The organism is Paenibacillus agaridevorans (assembly GCF_018604145.1).
Classification (GTDB): domain Bacteria; phylum Bacillota; class Bacilli; order Paenibacillales; family Paenibacillaceae; genus Pristimantibacillus; species Pristimantibacillus agaridevorans.
On the sequence record NZ_CP075889.1, the window covers coordinates 1,445,559 to 1,463,101 of the forward strand.

Below are 17,543 nucleotides of genomic sequence, written 5' to 3' on the forward strand. Positions count from 1 at the left end.
GGCGGGATAATTTGTGGCGGTTGATCAAATAATGAACGGGAAGGAAGGATTGGGATCGGTGTCAGGTGTCGGCGGACATGACGGCTGCTGGCGATCGATCTTGAAGGAGGAGAGAGCATTGGCGTCCAAGGGGTCCATTTCTCAGGCAAGTTCCGGGTCAGGCAAAGGGGCGGCTGCTAATCGTTATCAGAAAATGTCGATGTCACCAAAAGAGTATCAAACGTTTGCCAAAGGGAAAGAACCGCCGCGTTCCGTGTTCGGCAATTGTGTGAAGGCGTTTCTGATTGGCGGGGCGATTTGTTGCTTTGGTCAAGTCATTATGGAGCTGTTTATGCATTTGATGAACATGACGCCTGAGCAAGCGAGCAATCCGACTGTAGCGGTACTCATTCTGCTCTCCGTCATTCTGACGAGTCTTGGCGTGTACGATAAGCTTGCTCAGTTCGCAGGCGCAGGCTCGGCGGTACCGGTGACGGGGTTCGCCAATTCGATGTGCTCCGCCGCGCTGGAGCATCGGAGCGAAGGGCTCGTACTCGGCGTAGGCGGAAATATGTTCAAGCTGGCGGGAGCCGTAATCGTCTATGGCACTGTTGCAGCATTTTTTGTAGGCATCGCTCACCTTATTCTTGGCACCGGGGGGCAATAGGATGCTCAAAGGCAAACAAACCTGGTGGTTCGAGAATAAGCCTGTGATCATCGGAGCGGCTACTGTGGTTGGCCCGGACGAGGGAGACGGACCGCTGGCAGCAGACTTCGATCTGGTCCATCCTGAGTTGGATATGCAGCAGAAAAGCTGGGAGAAGGCGGAGCGCTTGCTGCTGGAGCAAGCATCCGAATTCGCGATTCAGAAGGCCGGCTTGCAGCGCAGTGACGTGCAGTTCTATATCGGCGGAGATCTGATGAACCAGATCATCAGTAACAGCTTTGCGGCAAGATCGATTGGCGCGCCGTATATTGGCGTATTCGGCGCCTGCTCGACATCGATGGAGACGCTGGCCCTCGCGTCTCAGCTTGTCAACAGCGGTTCCGCGACCCAAGTGCTAGCTGGCACGTGCAGTCATAACTGTACAGCGGAGAAGCAATTCCGCTACCCGACGGAATACGGCTCGCAGAAGCCGCCGACGGCGCAATATACTGTCACTGGCGCTGGCGCAGCGCTCGTTGCAGCCGCGGGCAACGGTCCCGTCGTTGAGTGCGCGACAATCGGCAAGGTTGTTGATCTTGGCATAACCGATCCTTTTAATATGGGTGCGGCAATGGCCCCGGCGGCGGTGGATACGATCCAAACCCATTTTGAGGATACGGGTCGTTCGCCAGGTGATTACGATCTGATCGTAACAGGAGATTTGGCCGGGGTCGGCCATCCCATCGCGAAGGAGCTGCTGATGCAGGACGGTGTTCCCATGGACCACACTGTATTCGGAGATTGCGGTCTAATGGTGTACGATGTCCAAAAACAGAAGGTGCAAGCGGGAGGGAGCGGCTGCGGCTGCTCGGCTGTAGTGACTTACGGTCATCTGTTGAAACGTATTGCCAAGGGGGAGCTTAAACGTATACTCGTCGTTGCGACGGGAGCGCTGCTGTCTCCGCTTTCCTTCCAGCAGGGCGAGAGCATTCCTGGAATCGCCCATGCGGTAGCGATTGCTGCTGCCGGAAAGGAGGCGCAGGCATGATATTTCTCTGGGCTTTTCTGGTCGGGGGGGCCATATGCGTGCTCGGACAGTTAATGTTCGATGTGCTTAAGCTGACTCCCGCCCATACGATGGCGACTTTGGTCGTTATCGGCGCCATCGTGGACGGCTTTGATTTGTACGAGCCGTTGGTCAAATTCGCCGGTGCCGGCGCGTCGGTGCCCATTACGAGCTTTGGTAACGCGCTCGTGCACGGGGCGTTGACCGAGCTGCATAATCAGGGCTGGATCGGCGTCATTTCCGGCATATTCAAGGTTACAAGCGCAGGCATTTCGGCTGCGATCATATTTTCGTTCCTCGCGGCGCTCGTCATTCGGCCGAAGGGATGAATTCACCTTGGAGAATCCTGTAGGATTCTCCAATTTTTTTTGGATGACTGCGATTTGTGCGGGTTGAGCTAGTACTGTAAAATAGTATTATTGGCGCACATTTTAAACCCACATTAGTGCGAGTTATAAAATTTTGGTTAATATAACTTTATTTTCCGGGAGGTCATTTCATCGTGGATATTCGTACCGACGACATGCAATTATGCTCATCGATTCTGGCTAATCTCAACTCTTGCATCCTGGGAAAAAAAGAAGAAATTGAAAGATTGCTAGTCGCCGTGCTGGCAGGCGGCCACGTGTTGCTGGAGGACGTGCCCGGCACCGGCAAAACTCAGCTGGTGAAGGCGCTGGCCAAATCAATCGGCGGCCAATTCCGCCGCATTCAGTGCAATCCCGACCTATTGCCTACCGATATTACGGGCGTTTCTATCTATCATCCCAAGCAGGAGACGTTTATGTTCCGTCCCGGCCCAGTGATGACCAACATATTGCTGGCCGATGAAATCAATAGAGCCACCACGAAGACACAATCCGCGCTTCTGGAGGCGATGGAGGAGGGGCATGTCACCGTAGACGGCGATACGTACGAGCTGCCGCAGCCTTTTGTTCTGCTCGCGACACAAAATCCCATAGAGTTCGAAGGAACGTACACGCTTCCGGAAGCGCAGCTGGATCGATTTATGATGAAGCTGTCGCTGGGATACCCGAGCGAAGAAGACGAGCAAGGCATGATTGCCGGCAATCGCGCGATTCAGCCTTCGAGCATGATTCAATCGGTCCTTCAAGCAAGCGACGTTGCGCATATTCAGCAGCAAGTGCTGCAGGTGCATGTAGATGATGCCGTCGGCAAATATTTGGTCGGCCTTATTCGCGGCACGCGCGAACATCCGCAAGTGGTGCTCGGGGCGAGCCCTCGCGCGACGATCGCGCTGGCTAGGGCCGCCAAGGCGGCTGCTTATCTTAACGGACGCAAATATGTAACCCCGGACGATATAAAAGCGCTTGCGCCATACGTGCTGTCGCATCGCCTGCTGCTGCGCACGGAGGCTCGCATGAACGGACTAAAGGCGGACAACGTCGTTGATCAAGTGCTTCAGTCGACCAAAGTGCCTGTCCGGCTTGAGAGATAACGTATGAACGAGAAGAAGAAGCAGCGCTTCCGCAAGTCGTTCATCGCGGCCGTCTACGTCAGCAGCTTGTTCTACTTCTTGTTCCAGGGGGGCAAGACGTCCCTCATGCTCTTCATTATTCTCAATTTGCTGCTGTTGTATTTGCTGCTGGGACGCTACAGCGGCATTGCCAAGGTAAAGGGCAGCAGAATGCATGTTCTTCAAGGCTCGGGCTCGCAGCCGGATACATTAACAGCGGGGAGCTCGCTCGACGTGAACGTAGAGGTTCGTATTCCGGGCTACTATCCGCTTCCTTATGTCATTGTCCGCGACGGATTTGTCCGGCACGACGGAAGGGTATTTCAATTCGAGACGTCGTTTGTGCCGAACTGGAAGCGGACGGGCTCCATCGGCTACCGAACGCCTCCGCTTCCACGGGGAGAATATCGCTTCGCGGAGACGGAATGTCTCGCTTACGACGTATTCGGCCTGTTCGAGCATTCCGGCAGCTTTGCGACGGAATCGGCCTTCAGCGTGCTCCCGCAGACTGTTCCGCTTCGCCAATGGAGCGGATTTCAACGGGGAATTCGCGGACCGTATTCCCACGCGGCCGCGTCTCGTTCGGCGAAGGAGACCACGCAAATTAACGGCGTTCGCGAGTATCACTACGGCGATCGGTTGTCACGCGTGCATTGGAACGCCACGGCCAAAACGGGGGAATGGAAGTCCAAAGCGTTTGAGCGAGAATCGCTTCCCCGTACGTTGCTTATTCTAGATCGGCATGCGGATTCCTATGGGGACTCTCAAGACCGCTTTGAGCTGGCCGTCTCCGTAACGGCATCGTTCATCGAGCACGGCCTAAAGGATGATACGGCGATGGGTCTTCTCTCCGCAGGCTCGAAAGTCACGATGCTTCCCCCGCGCTCCGGCGTGGAGCAGCGGAGCCTGGCCATGAAACATTTGACCAGCGTGAGCCCGGATGCACCCTATCGAATCTATGATTCCCTCACGCGTTCGGAATATATGATTGAGCCCGGCTGCTTCGTACTGCTTGTTACGGCCGATATCGGCAGCGGCATGATTCGAAGCATGGAATGGCTGTCCCGCAAGGGCGTGACGCCTTGTCTCATTCATATTGGCGATCCGGACGACAAGCTGAGCGGCAATATCGCCTGGAAAGGGCTTATTCGCAGCAGAGGTTGGCAGTTGTACGAAGTAAAGCATCTTCAGGATCTGCCTTCCGCCTTGGAAGGGAGCGTGACCGCATGAAGAAGGTATTATCCTGGGTCGGCGCTTATATGGCTGCCGGCTGGTATGAACGATTCGTTTCCTTATTCGTAGGTGTCATTCTGATGGCTTGCGTTGCGGTATTCGACGGATACTGGTGGCCCGAAAGCTACACGATCGCATATGCGACGCTTGTAGCTGCTATTATAGTGGACGCGCTTCTGCCGCAGAAGCTCAGATGGGTTCGCTGGACTTTCCAATTGATTGCCGCCATCTGGGTGACTTACCGCTTCGCGCGCAAGGAATGGTATATTGCCGCTCCGGCGGACAGCAGCGAATGGGGCTGGTGGATGGAGCAGCAGCTTGCTCAGCTCCATCCGTTTATATGGATTAGCTTGGCGTTGCTTGGCTTGCATATGCTGTTCGCGGCCTGGGCTACTACGCGGACGCGCTTGTTCGGCATCGTTGGCGCCGCTCTGCTGGTCTTGACTATAGCAGATTCCTTTACGCCAATCTGGTTGTGGGACGATGTGGCAATCGTCGTATTTACGGGCCTCTTATGGCTGGTCATCCATCATCTGAGGAAGCTCCAATTGACCCATCCCGATAGCTGGAGGACGTTGTTCGAATATCCTGTCGGCCTAATAACGCCGACTTTTATCGTACTCGCGCTCCTAGTCTTGATCGGCGTAAATGTGCCGTCTACTGCACCTTTGCTGCAGGATCCTTACACCCTCTGGAAAAATGCCAGGGGCGAGCAGGTCCGCGTGTTCCTGGGAGACAAGGCCGTGCCGGCGAACAATACGCCTCAAAGTACAGCGAATGCCAGCTCCGGCTACAGCCGGGAAGATGGCTCGCTCGGCGGCGGCTTCGACTATGACTACTCGCCGATGATGACCGTTTCCACTTCCCAGCGGAGCTATTGGCGCGGGGAGTCCAAAGCCATCTACACGGGCACCGGATGGGTAGATGCGGACAATCGGACGATCGATACTACCGCAAGGGTGAACCAGGAGCAAGCTCTGCTAGCCGCAGAGGACCGTTCGCTTGCGGAGACGGTGGAAGTGAGCCAGATAATCTCGATGATCAGGGAAGATACTTATCCCGTTCTGTTCGGAGCGGCTCCCGTATCCAGCGTGAATTGGATCAACGAAGAAAGCGGGAACTTCTCTCCTAATCTCATGAGATGGAAGCCGTATGAGTGGGAGCTGAGATGGGGCGATCCCGATTCGTATCCCAAGTCTTATTCGCTTACGTCAACCATTACGCTGCTGGATGAAGAAGGGCTTAAGGAAGCGGATGCGTCCTTCTCCGAGCAAAATCTGCAGCAGGTTTATACGAGCCTGCCGGCATCGTTGCCGCAACGGGTTCGAGACCTTGCGGTTCAAATATCCGCAGGCGGCGCAAACGACTACGAGAAAGCTCGTCTGATCGAGGATTATTTGCGCAGCAACTTTGTCTATAATAACAAACCTGACTTGTCCAAGTTATCCGGAACAAGCGAAGACTTCGTCGATCAGTTTCTTTTTGAACTGATGGAAGGGTATTGCGACTACTTCTCTTCGGCGATGGCTGTGCTTGCCCGGAGTCTCGACATGCCGGCTCGTTGGGTAAAAGGATTTGCGCCGGGCGTGTTGCCTGCCGATCTTTACGGTCCGGGAGAAATGCTGGACGGCGAAGACTTCAACCCTTCAGGCGCGGGGATGTACACCGTTCGCAACTCGGATGCCCACTCTTGGGTAGAGATTTATTTTGAGGGATATGGCTGGATCTCGTTTGAGGCTACCGCGGGCTTCTCTTTCCCTTATATGGTAGCGGAAGGCGAAGAAACGCCACTGCCTACAGTAGCTCCTTCTGTTGATGAGCCGGTCGTCAATGCCGAGCCGCCAACAGAATCGAAGGGGGCTGCTGTATGGATGATCGTTGTAGTATCCGCTCTTGTTGCCGGAGCTGCTCTGTGGCTCGTGCTGCGTCGCCGCGATATTCCGGTCTTGTGGAACAAGCTGGTAGGCCGGGACTACTCGTCGAACGAACTGATTGTCGTCGAGACGAACAGGTTGCTGCGCCAGTGTCATAAGCGAGGCATGCGCCGCGAGGAACATGAGACGCTGCGGGAAGCGATTCTCAGATGGTCGAAACAGCAGAAACGGCTTACGGATGACTTCCGTTATGTGCTTGACAGCTTCGAGCATGCCAAGTACGGTCAAGCTGCCGTCTCACGCGAAGAGGCCGAGCGGTTTGCAGGCAAAATCCGTTATTTGATCGGTGAATTGAAATAACCTTGAAATTATTCCTACTATAATAATATATACCGCTTGCCGGTACGCCGGCGGCGGCTTTTTTTTGCAACAAATTCGGATTGTATGGTATAGTTTCGTAAGATAGCAGGCAGAAAGAGAGAGGGATCACAGAATGTTCGAAAGGCTTCTTCCGAATATGAGGGTGGGTTCGGTATACGAGATCGATCTAGATGTTCTCGCCGCCCAAGGGGTCCGGGGCATCATCACGGATCTGGACAATACGCTGGTCGGCGCCAAGGAACCGCTGGCAACCCCTGAACTTGTACTTTGGCTGGACAAGGTGCGGGATGCGGGGTTCAGTGTCGTTATCGTGTCCAATAATAATGAAACAAGAGTTGGCAGCTTCGCGGCTCCGCTCCAAATTCCGTTCGTTCACGCAGCTCGAAAGCCGACCCAAGGGGCATTTCGCAAAGCTCTTGCGATGCTGGGACTTAAAGCGAATGAAACCGTCATGATCGGCGATCAAATGATGACGGATGTTCTTGGCGGCAATCGAATGGGATTATATACGATTCTGGTCGCGCCGATTTCCCCGGCGGATGAGGGCTTTATGACGCTGTTCAACCGCCGGATCGAACGAATTGCATTGGCCAGACTGCGCAAGCGCGGATTGTGGTACGAGGAGGAAACGAAGTGAAAGACCAGCAACTAAGAGAACAGACGCCATCCTGCGCGGGATGCGGCGTAACGCTGCAAACGGAAAACGCCGAGAAGCCGGGATTCCTGCCGGAGGCTTCGCTGCAGCGTGAGCCCGTCATCTGTCAACGATGTTTCCGCATCAAACATTATAACGAGGCGTCTTCGGTTGCTCTTGATCAGGACGACTTTTTGCGGCTGCTCGGCAGCATCGGGACGACGAACAGCCTTGTGGTTCACATCGTGGATTTGTACGATTTTGAGGGCAGTCTGATCTCGGGCCTGCAACGGTTCGTCGGCAATAACCCGGTGCTGCTCGTCGTCAACAAGATTGACTTGCTGCCGAAGGGGATGAACGTGAACCGGATTCGCAATTGGGTGCAGCGCGCAGCCAAGGCGCAGGGCCTTCGCACGGTGGATGTCATTATGTGCAGCGCGAAGCGGAACATGGGCTTCGAACATGTCATCGAAGCGCTTGAGCAGCATCGAGGCGACCGCGACATCTATGTGGTCGGAGCGACAAACGTCGGCAAATCGACGCTGATTAACCGTCTTATCCGCGATTACAGCAATATGGAGCGGGAATTGACTACTTCCCGTTACCCAGGCACGACGCTGGATGCGGTATACATACCGCTGGATGACGGCAAGTCGATCATCGATACGCCGGGAATCGTTTACTCCAGCCGGATGACGGAGGTCGTGCCGCGCAGCTTCCTGGGCTCGCTGCTGCCGGACAAGCCGATCAAACCGCTGGTGTACCAGCTGAACGAGCAGCAAACGCTGTTTATCGGCAGTCTTGCCAGATTCGACTTTGTCGAGGGAGAACGCCAGTCGTTCACGCTTTATATCTCGAACGCGCTGCATGTGCATCGCACGAAGCTGGAGCGGGCGGACGAGCTGTACGAGGAGCACAAGGGTGAGTTGCTGGGCGCTCCTTCGCGTGATGAGTTGGCTTCGATTCCGGAGTGGACGCGGCATTCCTTGCGCGTGAAGCCAGGCGAGAAGCAGGATGTTTTTATCGCGGGCCTGGGCTGGATTCAGGTCAATGGCCTTCGCGGGGCGTTGATTGACGTTTATGCGCCGAAAGGCGTCAAGGTTCTTCTTCGCGATTCGATGATTTGATCCGTCCTGAGTGGACTTTCGTACTAGTGGTTAGAAAGTAGGGGAGCGGTTGTGACTGAGCACATTAAACGGGGGACCATAGACAGCCATACGGTATTGTATGGCGTCATCGGCGATCCCATCCGGCATTCCAAGTCGCCGATTATGCTAAATCGGGCATTTCGCGAAAGCGGCATTAACGGCGTATATACGGCGTTCCATATTACCTCGGAGTCACTTCCGGCATTCATAGCCGGCGTGCGGGCGATGGGGATTCGCGGCGTTAACGTGACGATTCCGCACAAGCTGCAAGTGATGGAGCTGATCGACGAGATCGATCCGGGAGCTCGGGCGATTGGTGCCGTTAATACGATCGTCAATGATAACGGCAAGCTGATCGGTTACAATACCGACGGCATTGGCTATGTAAGATCTTTGAAGGAAGAAGCGGAGCCGAACCTTGCCGGCAAGCGGATCGTCGTGATCGGCGCAGGCGGTGCCTCGCGGGGCATCGTGTACGCGTTGCTTCAAGAAAAGCCGGAGTCCGTCGCAATCGCCAACCGGACGGTAGAGCGCGCGGAAGAACTCGCGGAATCGCTGGGCGGCGCTTCGGCGGGTGTTCACGCCATCTCCAATGATGAGCTGCAGCGCTGGTGCGGCGATGCGGATATCGTCATTAACACGACTTCGGTCGGCATGTATCCGAACGTAGGTCAATCGCCGATCGAAGCGGGGTGGATGAAGCCCGGCGCGGTCGCAAGCGATCTCATCTATAATCCGCTTCGGACGGAGTTCCTGCTGCAAGCGGAAGCGGGCGGCTGCAGGACGCATGGCGGGCTCGGCATGTTCATCTATCAAGGAGCATACGCGTTCGAATATTGGACGGGAAAGGTTGCGCCTGTTGCGGCTATGCGCGAGACGGTGCTGGAGGCGCTCCAAGCAGGGCAATAAGATAATAAGCAATCTAGGCGTTTAACGTGGCAAGCGGTGGCGCTGCCGCGTATTCGTATACGAAAGAAGGAACGGTATTCTATGTTAACAGGCAAACAAAAAAGACATCTGCGCTCTTTGGCGCATCATCTTCAGCCGATCTTTCAGGTCGGCAAGGGCGGCACGAACGATCATCTTGTCCGCCATATTTCCGAAGCGATCGAGACACGCGAGCTGATGAAAGTGTCCGTCCTTAACAATTGTATGGACGATCCTCGCGAGATCGGGGCGGAAGTAGCCGCGGCAGCCGGCGCCGAGCTGGTGCAGGTTATAGGCAAGACGATCGTGCTCTACAAGGAATCCAAGGATCACAAAACAATCGAGCTGCCTAAGAGGTAGTTCAATTAATAGTAAATTACTACAACGGTACAGGGGGTGATCGGCGTGATCAAAGTTGGCATAATGGGCGGCACTTTCGATCCCATCCATATTGGTCATCTCATCGCAGCCGAGTCGGCGATGGCAGAGTGCAGGCTGGATGAAGTATGGTTTATTCCTACTTCTTCTCCGCCGCTCAAATCGGGCGCGCCAGGCGCATCCGAGAATGACCGCTACGAGATGGTAGCCGCGGCCATCGCTAACCAGGATCGGTTCCGCGTGCTGGATATCGAGCTGCGCCGGGGTGGCACCAGCTATTCCATCGACACGGTGCGATCGCTCAGGGAGCAACATCCCGATCACTCCTTTGCTTATATTATCGGATCCGACCGCATCAACGACTTGGCCAAGTGGCATAGAATCGAAGAGCTTGCCGAGCTCGTGACGTTTATCGGCCTCTCCCGGCCGGAGACGACGGCAACGCCGGAGCTGCTGCCGGAGGAGCTTCGCTGCCGCATAACTTTTGCGGAAATGCCGGCGATCGGCATATCGTCGACCGTGATTCGCGAACGGCTGGCGGCAGGGAAGTCGATCCGTTATCGAGTGCCGGACGCGGTATACGCAATGATTAGGAGGCATGGTTGGTATGGATCGACAAGAGATGATCGATAGAGTGCGCGCGGAGATGCCGGAGAAGCGGTGGCTGCATACGGAGGGCGTTATGGCGACAGCCATCGTGTTGGCGGAGCGGTACGGCGAGGATCCTCAGCGGGCCGAACTGGCGGCGATCCTGCATGATGTGGCCAAGTTCTGGCCCGTCGACCGTCAAGCGGCCGTCATACGCGATAACGCTCTGTCATCCGACGTACTGGACTATGACAAGGAATTGTGGCATGCTTTGGCAGGCGCATGGGTTGCGCGGCGGGAATACGGCGTAACGGATCCGGAGGTATTGGATGCGATCAACTATCATACGTCTGGCCGCCGAGGTATGACGAAGCTGGAGAAGGTGGTCTGGCTTGCCGATTACATCGAGCCGGGAAGAAATTTTCCCGGCGTGGACGATATCCGCGCGCTCGCCGAGCAAAGTCTTGATCGGGCCGTTCTTGCGGGGCTGGACGGCACGATCGGCGTATTGATCGCCAGAGGCAAGCGGATCTATCCGCTAACGGTGGAGGCGCGTAATGGATTAATCGAGGAATTGTCGGGCAAATCATTATAGAGGAAGAACCGGACTTTTTGAACACTCGCTAATAGAACGTATTGCAATCAAACAAAACGATGACGCGTTTGCTAGGCGAACGCCAAAGGAGGCTCGTGAATGACCGTACATTCCGATGAATTGATGAAAATCGCGGTAGATGCCGCAGAAGATAAAAAAGCCGTGGACGTCATTGCGCTTAATCTTAAGGAAGTGTCGCTGGTGGCGGACTATTTCGTTATCTGCAGCGGCAACTCCGATACGCAGGTGCAGGCGATCGCGACGGAGATTCGCAAGCAAGCCGAGAAAAACGGGGCAAGGGTACGCGGTCTCGAAGGCATGGATACGGCAAGATGGGTGCTGATCGATCTCGGCGATGTGATCGTCCACGTCTTCCACCGCGAAGAACGCGAATATTACAGCCTGGAGCGGCTGTGGTCGGACGCGAAGGTCGTGGAATTCGCATGACGCTGACCGCTGGCACGAGACAGACCCTGCGCGTCGCAAGAGAAGTATCGCCTTACGGCTTCTTTCTGAGCGACGGCGAGTCGGAGGTGCTGCTGCACTATACGGAGCTGATCGGCTCCAAGCCGCATATCGATGATTCCGTCGACGTGTTCATCTATTACGATTCCGAGGATCGCATCGCCGCGACAATGAAGCAATCGCTGCTTCATCTTGGAGAGCTGGCGCGGCTTCGGGTGGTGGACGTGCATCCCCGGCTGGGCTGCTTCCTGGAGATGGGTCTTAGCCGTCACCTGCTGCTGCCGCTCTCGGAGCTGCCGGAGAGCATCCCGTATCGTCCGCTTCCCGGCGATGAAGTATACGTCACGATGCGCCATGACAAGATCGGCAGGCTTGTCGCCAAGACGGCCTTCGAGGAAGAGTTGTCGCCGCTCGTTTTCTCTGCTCCCGCTACGTGGAAAAATAGCTGGGTGGAGGGCTGGGTGACGAAATCGCTTCAGATGGGCTCTTTTGTCATCGTGGACGGCGGAGTCGTCGGCTTCGGCGTGTACGGGCTTATTCCGAGCCCGGATCGAACGAGGGCGCTTCGTCTCGGCGAACGCGTACGAGCCCGCGTCACCTTTATTCGGGAGGATGGCAGAGTCAATTTGTCGATGACGGAGCGCAAGGAAGTTGGCCGCGTCGAGGATGCTGACCGTATTTTAGCGTTCCTTAAGGAACGCCCTGGCGGGGCTATGCCTTACTCCGACGAGACCGAGGCGGAGCTCATCAAGAAACGTTTCGGGATTAGCAAGTCCGCCTTCAAGCGGGCGCTTGGCAAGCTGATGCGGGAAGGTATCGTGACGCAAAAGGGGAGCTGGACTCATCTGGCTACCGAGCAGGAGGAGTCCGGTGCAGCCGGCGGTGCAACTCGCGAAGAAGGGACTGAAGGCAAGTGATCATGGGGCAATCCTACGGACAATTCGCGCTCGTTTATGATCAACTGATGGAGGATATGCCCTACGTAGATTGGCTCGGGTTCGCCCGCGAGAGCTGGTCGCGTTACGGCATGCCCTCCTCTGTTGTGGATCTGGGCTGCGGAACGGGGAGCTTGTCCATCCCGCTTGCGCGTTCGGGCTTCCATGTCTACGGCATCGATCTGTCTTCGGACATGTTATCCGTCGCCAGGAGCAAGTGGGACGAAACGCCCGAGCAGGCTGTACGGCCTCGTGCGGGCACGATTCGTTGGCTGCAGCAGGATATGCGGGACTGGGGGATCGGAGAGCCCGTAGACTCCGTCTTGTCGTTCTGCGATTGTCTTAATTACTTGACGGAAGAAGCCGATATCGAAGCTGCATTTCGAGCGACTTACCGGGCGCTTAAGGACGGAGGATCCTTTCTGTTCGACATGCACCCTCCGTCCCAACTAATCCGATACGCAGCGGAGCAGCCGTTTGTCCTTGACGAGCGGGATATCGCCTACATATGGACATGCGACTTCGAAGAGCAGCGCTGCCAGATCGAGCATAACTTGACGATCTTCGCGCGAGAGAAGGACGCCCGGTTCTACCGCTTCGAGGAAACCCACCATCAGCGAGCTTATGACCCCCAGTGGGTCGTTGCGGCTCTGCGCCGCGCGGGGTTCCGTACGGTGGATGAATACGCGGATTTTGAGTTTAAGCCGCGCAACGCCGGCTCGGAGCGTCTATTTTTTGCCGCGATCAAGTAATCGCAAAGTTTCGCTCAGAATCAACAACGAGCCTCTATCAGCGCTTTTTTAGGCGCGGGCAGGGGCTTTGTTGCTGTTCGCGAACATCCACTTGCGACGATAGTTCGAACGTCCTGTTTTTGGGATGCTATTCATATCTATTGTCGAAATGTCGATATTGGCAAGCATGTGCCAAATTGCAGAGCGAGGTTCCTGCTTGGTCGATTATTCCCTTAATGCATCCATAAGTCGGCTGTTCATCGGCGACCCCGATGCCGGCTTGCGGGATGCGGAACGGCGTAATTTCCGCAGCTCCTCTTCCAGCCTGGATGCCTTGGATTCCAGCTCTTTTATATAGGCAAACACGTCCGTTGCGTCCATGCCGGACGCTCTCTGCATGTCCTTAAGCGCCGACAACACCTCTTCGGATGTCAGTTTTCTCATAATTTCAACCCCCATTATACCTATAAAATGTCACTATCCCATCATAGTCTTATCTGTTAAAATAGTCGAGCATGTCAAAAAAAATAGATTAATAAGATCTCCATAATTTTCATTGACTATACCTATATCTTGATGTAAAATCAGAAACATCAACTACATATTGATGGTTTAAGGGCTTATGAGATCTACCAATGGTATATCGCAACGAGGCGCAGCTGCCCGCTGTAAAGGGGTAGAAGCGCTTTTTCATTGCTAAAAATCAGTAGGGGAGCTGGCATGCGATGTTAGTCGTCTATGACTCGAAGACAGGAAACGTGAAGCGGTTCATCAACAAGCTGAATATGCGATCGGTGCAGATCGACGAAGATACGGAGATCAACGAACCGTTCGTGCTCGTCACCTATACGACGGGATTCGGTCAGGTGCCGGAGAAGGTAAACACGTTCCTGCGGAACAATCATGGACTGCTTCGCGGCGTATCGGCAAGCGGCAATCGGAATTGGGGGAGCGGCTTCGCCAAGAGCGCGGATACGATCTCCACGCTGTACGATGTGCCGGTCATACTGAAGTTTGAGTTGTCGGGAACGAATCGGGATATGCAATATTTTGTCGAAAGGGTGCGTGCCATTGAAGCTATTTGACGAACTAAGCACAGATACGAAAGCGATGGGAGCGACGGCGACCCTAGCCGAAGCCAAGGCCGAAGTGAAAAGCGATACGAAGCAAACAGACATGAAACATATCGAATTGAACAATCAGTTGATGCAACGCGGAGCTGACGGGTTCTACCAGTTAGAGAAAGACAAGGAAGCGGTCGAAGCATTTATGGCCGAAGTGGAGCAGAAGAGCATGAAGTTCGGCTCGCTGCGCGAGAAACTGGACTACCTCATAACGAACGACTATTACGATGATGTATTCGTTAAATATACATTCGAGCAAGTGGAGGCCGTCTTCAACTTAACGGCAAATAGCGGTTTCCAATTCCAGTCGTACATGGCAGCTTCTAAGTTCTACAAGGACTATGCGATGAAGACAAACAACAAGGCTCATTACCTGGAGCAATATCCGGACCGCGTCGCGATTGTAGCCTTGCATTTGGGCGAAGGAGATGCCGACCGCGCGCTTCGCATCGCGGAAGCGATGATCGAGCAGCGCCTGCAGCCGGCAACGCCGACGTTCCTGAACGCGGGCAAGAGCCGCCGCGGCGAGATGGTATCCTGCTTCCTGCTGGAGATGGACGATTCTCTCAACTCTATCAACTACGTGCTGGGCACTTGCATGCAGTTGTCCAAGATTGGCGGGGGCGTGGCGGTAAATCTCTCCAAGCTTCGCGGACGCGGCGAGCCGATCAAAGGCGTGGAAGGCGCGGCCAAAGGCATCATGCCGGTGCTCAAGCTGATGGAGGACGCATTCTCCTACGCGGACCAGATGGGCCAGCGCAAAGGCTCCGGCGCGGGTTATTATAATATTTTCGGCTGGGACATTATTGAGTTCCTGGACTGCAAAAAAATTAATGCAGACGAAAAATCGCGTATCAAGACGCTGTCGATCGGACTCATTATCCCGAACAAATTTTACGAGCTGGCTGCCCAGAACAAGCCGCTGGTCGTATTCGGACCCCACTCCGTGCATAAGGCTTACGGCCAGCATCTGGATGACATGGACATGGACGAGATGTACGATGAGCTTCTCGCCAACGACAAAGTAACGAAAAAAACCGTGATGAACGCCCGCGACATGCTGACAAAGATTGCTTCCATTCAGCTGGAATCCGGTTACCCGTACATCATGAACAAGTCCAACGCCAACCGCGTACATGCGCTTAAAGATATCGGCAGCGTGAAGATGTCCAACCTGTGTACGGAAATCTTCCAGCTGCAAGAGACATCGGAAATCAACGATTACGGCGTGGAGGACTTCATCCGCCGCGACATCAGCTGCAACCTGGCTTCCCTGAACATCGTGAACGTCATGGAACGCGGCAAAATCAAAGATTCCGTTCATGTCGGCATTGAAGCTCTTACGACGGTCAGCGACCTGTCGAAGATCGACAACGCGCCGGGCGTGCGCAAGGCAAACGACGAGCTGCATTCCGTCGGTCTCGGCGCGATGAACCTGAACGGCTACCTGGCGAAGAACAAAATCGCTTACGAAAGCGACGAAGCGAAGGAATTCGCGAACGCGTTCTTTATGATGATGAATTTCTACTCCCTGGAGAAAAGCATGGAGATCGCGAAGGAACGCGGCGTCACGTTTAAGGACTTCGACCGTTCCGAGTACGCGAAAGGCACTTACTTCACTCGTTACATGGAGACGGACTATCGTCCGCAATCCGACCAGGTGAAGGAATTGTTCCAGGACATGGAGATTCCATCTCCGCAAGATTGGGCGGAGCTCAAGGAGAAGGTGCAGCGTCACGGCTTGTACCATGCATACCGTCTGGCGATTGCGCCAACGCAAAGCATCTCCTATATCCAAAATGCGACATCGAGCGTTATGCCGATCGTCGAGCATATCGAGACTCGAACCTATGCGAACTCGACAACGTATTATCCGATGCCGTACCTGTCGCAGGATAACTTCTTCTATTACAAGTCGGCGTATAACATCAACCAATTCAAGCTGATCGACCTGATCGCGGAGATCGGCCAACATATCGACCAAGGCATCTCCACCGTTCTGCACGTTAACAGCAACGTGACGACCCGCGAACTGGCGCGTTTCTACGTCTACGCCGCTCAGAAGGGCCTGAAGTCGCTGTACTATACAAGAACGAAGCGCCTGTCTGTCGAAGAATGCACAAGCTGCGCCGTTTAAGAGGTCGTCAAAAAGTTGTGCTGAGAACCGAACTTTTTGAACAGGAACTTTAAAGCGCAGCTTCACCCTGCGGGTGGATGGAACCCGCGACTATGTAGCGAAGAAGGAGCATGCCTACTTATGAAAGCCGTTAACTGGAACCGCCCGGACGATGATTTTACACTGACCTTCTGGCAGCAGAACGTCATGCAATTCTGGACGGACGAAGAAATTCCGTTATCTGACGATAAGATGGATTGGATGGCGATGACCGACGAAGAGCGTACGCTCTACAAGAACGTGCTGGGCGGCCTGACGCTGCTCGATACGATTCAAGGCGGCGTCGGCATGCCTAAGATACTTGAACATGTGGACGGTCTGCAGCGCAAGGCGGTATTGTCCTTCATGTCGATGATGGAACAAATCCATGCCAAGTCGTACAGCAGCATCTTCACGACGCTGGCTTCCGGCGAAGAGATCGATGCGATCTTCCGTTGGGTGGAGGAGAACCCTCAGTTGCAAAAGAAAGCGAATATGATCGCTACCTGGTATTCCAACATAACGACCCCGCAAGAGCTGTACAAGGCAATGGCTGCTTCCGTATTCCTGGAGAGCTACTTGTTCTATAGCGGCTTCTTCTACCCGCTTTATCTGGCGGGACAAGGCAAGATGACGAGCAGCGGCGAGATTATCGACCTGATCCTTCGGGACGAAAGCATCCACGGCTTGTACGTCGGCGTACTGGCTCAGGAGCTGTTCGCGACGTTCACGCCAGAGGAGCAGGCTACGCTGCAAGCGCAAGTTCTTGCGCTGCTGCACGAGCTGTACGAGAACGAGGTCATCTATACGGACGACCTGTACGGTCCGATTGGCTTGGAGGACGAAGTAAAAACCTACGTTCGTTACAACGCGAACAAAGCGCTTATGAATCTTGGCATGGAGCCGTATTTCCCGGAAGAGCCGGTCAATCCGATCGTCTTTAACGGCATCAGCACACATACGAAGCAGCATGACTTCTTCTCGAAGAAGGGCAATGGCTATGTGCGGACGATTCACGTCGAACCGCTGAATGACGACGATTTTGTATTCAATTTCTAACTACATTCATATACTCATTCATGTCATCGCTCTCGAATAAGCCTTTCGGCTATGCGAGGGCGATTGTTGCTAAAAAGGCTTGCGAGCCCCCTCAAAAAGTTCGAGTGAACTACCTTGTAAAGTTCGAGTGAACTACCTTGTAAAGTTC

General features: G+C 54.6%; 19 protein-coding genes. 18 read left to right on the top strand and 1 reads right to left on the bottom strand.

Features of this window, described 5'->3' with window-relative positions:
* The first annotated feature begins 193 nt into the window (after window positions 1-193).
* The 15 genes from spoVAC (at window position 194) to KJW29_RS05660 (ending at window position 13,078) form a co-directional block, all read left to right on the top strand.
* Window positions 194-646 (top strand): stage V sporulation protein AC, encoded by a 453-nt coding sequence (spoVAC, locus tag KJW29_RS05590; protein WP_087571082.1) that lies wholly within the window; start codon window positions 194-196, stop codon window positions 644-646.
* Between the two features lies 1 nt (window position 647).
* Window positions 648-1,673 (top strand): stage V sporulation protein AD, encoded by a 1,026-nt coding sequence (spoVAD, locus tag KJW29_RS05595; protein WP_087571043.1) that lies wholly within the window; start codon window positions 648-650, stop codon window positions 1,671-1,673.
* Entirely contained in the window at window positions 1,670-2,020 is a 351-nt protein-coding gene (gene spoVAE / locus KJW29_RS05600; protein WP_087571044.1) for a stage V sporulation protein AE, read from the top strand. The genes spoVAD and spoVAE overlap by 4 nt, the downstream gene beginning before the upstream one ends.
* A gap of 194 nt (window positions 2,021-2,214) precedes the next feature.
* On the top strand, window positions 2,215-3,150 hold the full coding sequence (locus KJW29_RS05605) for an AAA family ATPase (protein ID WP_397374711.1): 936 nt from the start codon (window positions 2,215-2,217) through the stop codon (window positions 3,148-3,150).
* Window positions 3,151-3,153: 3 nt separating this feature from the next.
* Window positions 3,154-4,398 (top strand): DUF58 domain-containing protein, encoded by a 1,245-nt coding sequence (locus KJW29_RS05610; protein ID WP_087571045.1) that lies wholly within the window; start codon window positions 3,154-3,156, stop codon window positions 4,396-4,398.
* A complete protein-coding gene (locus KJW29_RS05615; RefSeq protein ID WP_214629064.1) occupies window positions 4,395-6,635 on the top strand; it encodes a DUF4129 domain-containing transglutaminase family protein in 2,241 nt (746 codons plus the stop codon). Before KJW29_RS05610 ends, KJW29_RS05615 begins: the two co-directional genes overlap by 4 nt.
* Before the next feature lie 133 nt (window positions 6,636-6,768).
* The gene (locus tag KJW29_RS05620; RefSeq protein WP_087571047.1) at window positions 6,769-7,293 is read left to right on the top strand and encodes a YqeG family HAD IIIA-type phosphatase; all 525 of its coding nucleotides are present in this window, start codon (window positions 6,769-6,771) and stop codon (window positions 7,291-7,293) included.
* Window positions 7,290-8,417: a ribosome biogenesis GTPase YqeH gene (gene yqeH / locus KJW29_RS05625; RefSeq protein WP_214629065.1), complete on the top strand. Its 1,128-nt coding sequence runs from the start codon at window positions 7,290-7,292 to the stop codon at window positions 8,415-8,417. Before KJW29_RS05620 ends, yqeH begins: the two co-directional genes overlap by 4 nt.
* 51 nt (window positions 8,418-8,468) lie before the next feature.
* The gene (gene aroE, locus KJW29_RS05630; RefSeq protein ID WP_246608604.1) at window positions 8,469-9,347 is read left to right on the top strand and encodes a shikimate dehydrogenase; all 879 of its coding nucleotides are present in this window, start codon (window positions 8,469-8,471) and stop codon (window positions 9,345-9,347) included.
* Between the two features lie 81 nt (window positions 9,348-9,428).
* Window positions 9,429-9,725, top strand: coding sequence for a ribosome assembly RNA-binding protein YhbY (yhbY, locus tag KJW29_RS05635; protein ID WP_214629066.1), 297 nt, complete (start codon window positions 9,429-9,431; stop codon window positions 9,723-9,725).
* A 48-nt stretch (window positions 9,726-9,773) separates the two neighbouring features.
* Window positions 9,774-10,376, top strand: a complete 603-nt coding sequence (gene nadD, locus KJW29_RS05640) for a nicotinate-nucleotide adenylyltransferase (RefSeq protein ID WP_214631012.1) — start codon at window positions 9,774-9,776, stop codon at window positions 10,374-10,376.
* The gene (gene yqeK, locus KJW29_RS05645; protein ID WP_214629067.1) at window positions 10,351-10,926 is read left to right on the top strand and encodes a bis(5'-nucleosyl)-tetraphosphatase (symmetrical) YqeK; all 576 of its coding nucleotides are present in this window, start codon (window positions 10,351-10,353) and stop codon (window positions 10,924-10,926) included. The genes nadD and yqeK overlap by 26 nt, the downstream gene beginning before the upstream one ends.
* Before the next feature lie 99 nt (window positions 10,927-11,025).
* On the top strand, window positions 11,026-11,373 hold the full coding sequence (gene rsfS, locus KJW29_RS05650) for a ribosome silencing factor (RefSeq protein WP_108991458.1): 348 nt from the start codon (window positions 11,026-11,028) through the stop codon (window positions 11,371-11,373).
* Window positions 11,370-12,308, top strand: coding sequence for a CvfB family protein (locus KJW29_RS05655; RefSeq protein ID WP_108991459.1), 939 nt, complete (start codon window positions 11,370-11,372; stop codon window positions 12,306-12,308). Before rsfS ends, KJW29_RS05655 begins: the two co-directional genes overlap by 4 nt.
* 2 nt (window positions 12,309-12,310) lie before the next feature.
* The gene (locus KJW29_RS05660) at window positions 12,311-13,078 is read left to right on the top strand and encodes a class I SAM-dependent DNA methyltransferase (RefSeq protein ID WP_087571053.1); all 768 of its coding nucleotides are present in this window, start codon (window positions 12,311-12,313) and stop codon (window positions 13,076-13,078) included.
* Window positions 13,079-13,282: 204 nt separating this feature from the next.
* On the opposite strand, the gene KJW29_RS05665 is transcribed toward KJW29_RS05660, so the two are convergent.
* Window positions 13,283-13,501, bottom strand: coding sequence for a hypothetical protein (locus KJW29_RS05665; protein WP_087571054.1), 219 nt, complete (start codon window positions 13,499-13,501; stop codon window positions 13,283-13,285).
* Window positions 13,502-13,782: 281 nt separating this feature from the next.
* Between KJW29_RS05665 and nrdI the strand changes: the two genes are divergently transcribed.
* From nrdI to nrdF, 3 genes are all read left to right on the top strand, one after another.
* Window positions 13,783-14,142 carry a class Ib ribonucleoside-diphosphate reductase assembly flavoprotein NrdI gene (gene nrdI / locus KJW29_RS05670; RefSeq protein ID WP_087571055.1) on the top strand — a complete coding sequence of 120 codons (360 nt, stop codon included), beginning with the start codon at window positions 13,783-13,785 and terminating at the stop codon, window positions 14,140-14,142.
* 91 nt (window positions 14,143-14,233) lie between these two features.
* Entirely contained in the window at window positions 14,234-16,318 is a 2,085-nt protein-coding gene (gene nrdE / locus KJW29_RS05675; protein ID WP_214631013.1) for a class 1b ribonucleoside-diphosphate reductase subunit alpha, read from the top strand.
* A 120-nt stretch (window positions 16,319-16,438) separates the two neighbouring features.
* The gene (gene nrdF / locus KJW29_RS05680; protein ID WP_108991461.1) at window positions 16,439-17,395 is read left to right on the top strand and encodes a class 1b ribonucleoside-diphosphate reductase subunit beta; all 957 of its coding nucleotides are present in this window, start codon (window positions 16,439-16,441) and stop codon (window positions 17,393-17,395) included.
* The last annotated feature ends 148 nt before the right edge of the window (window positions 17,396-17,543 follow it).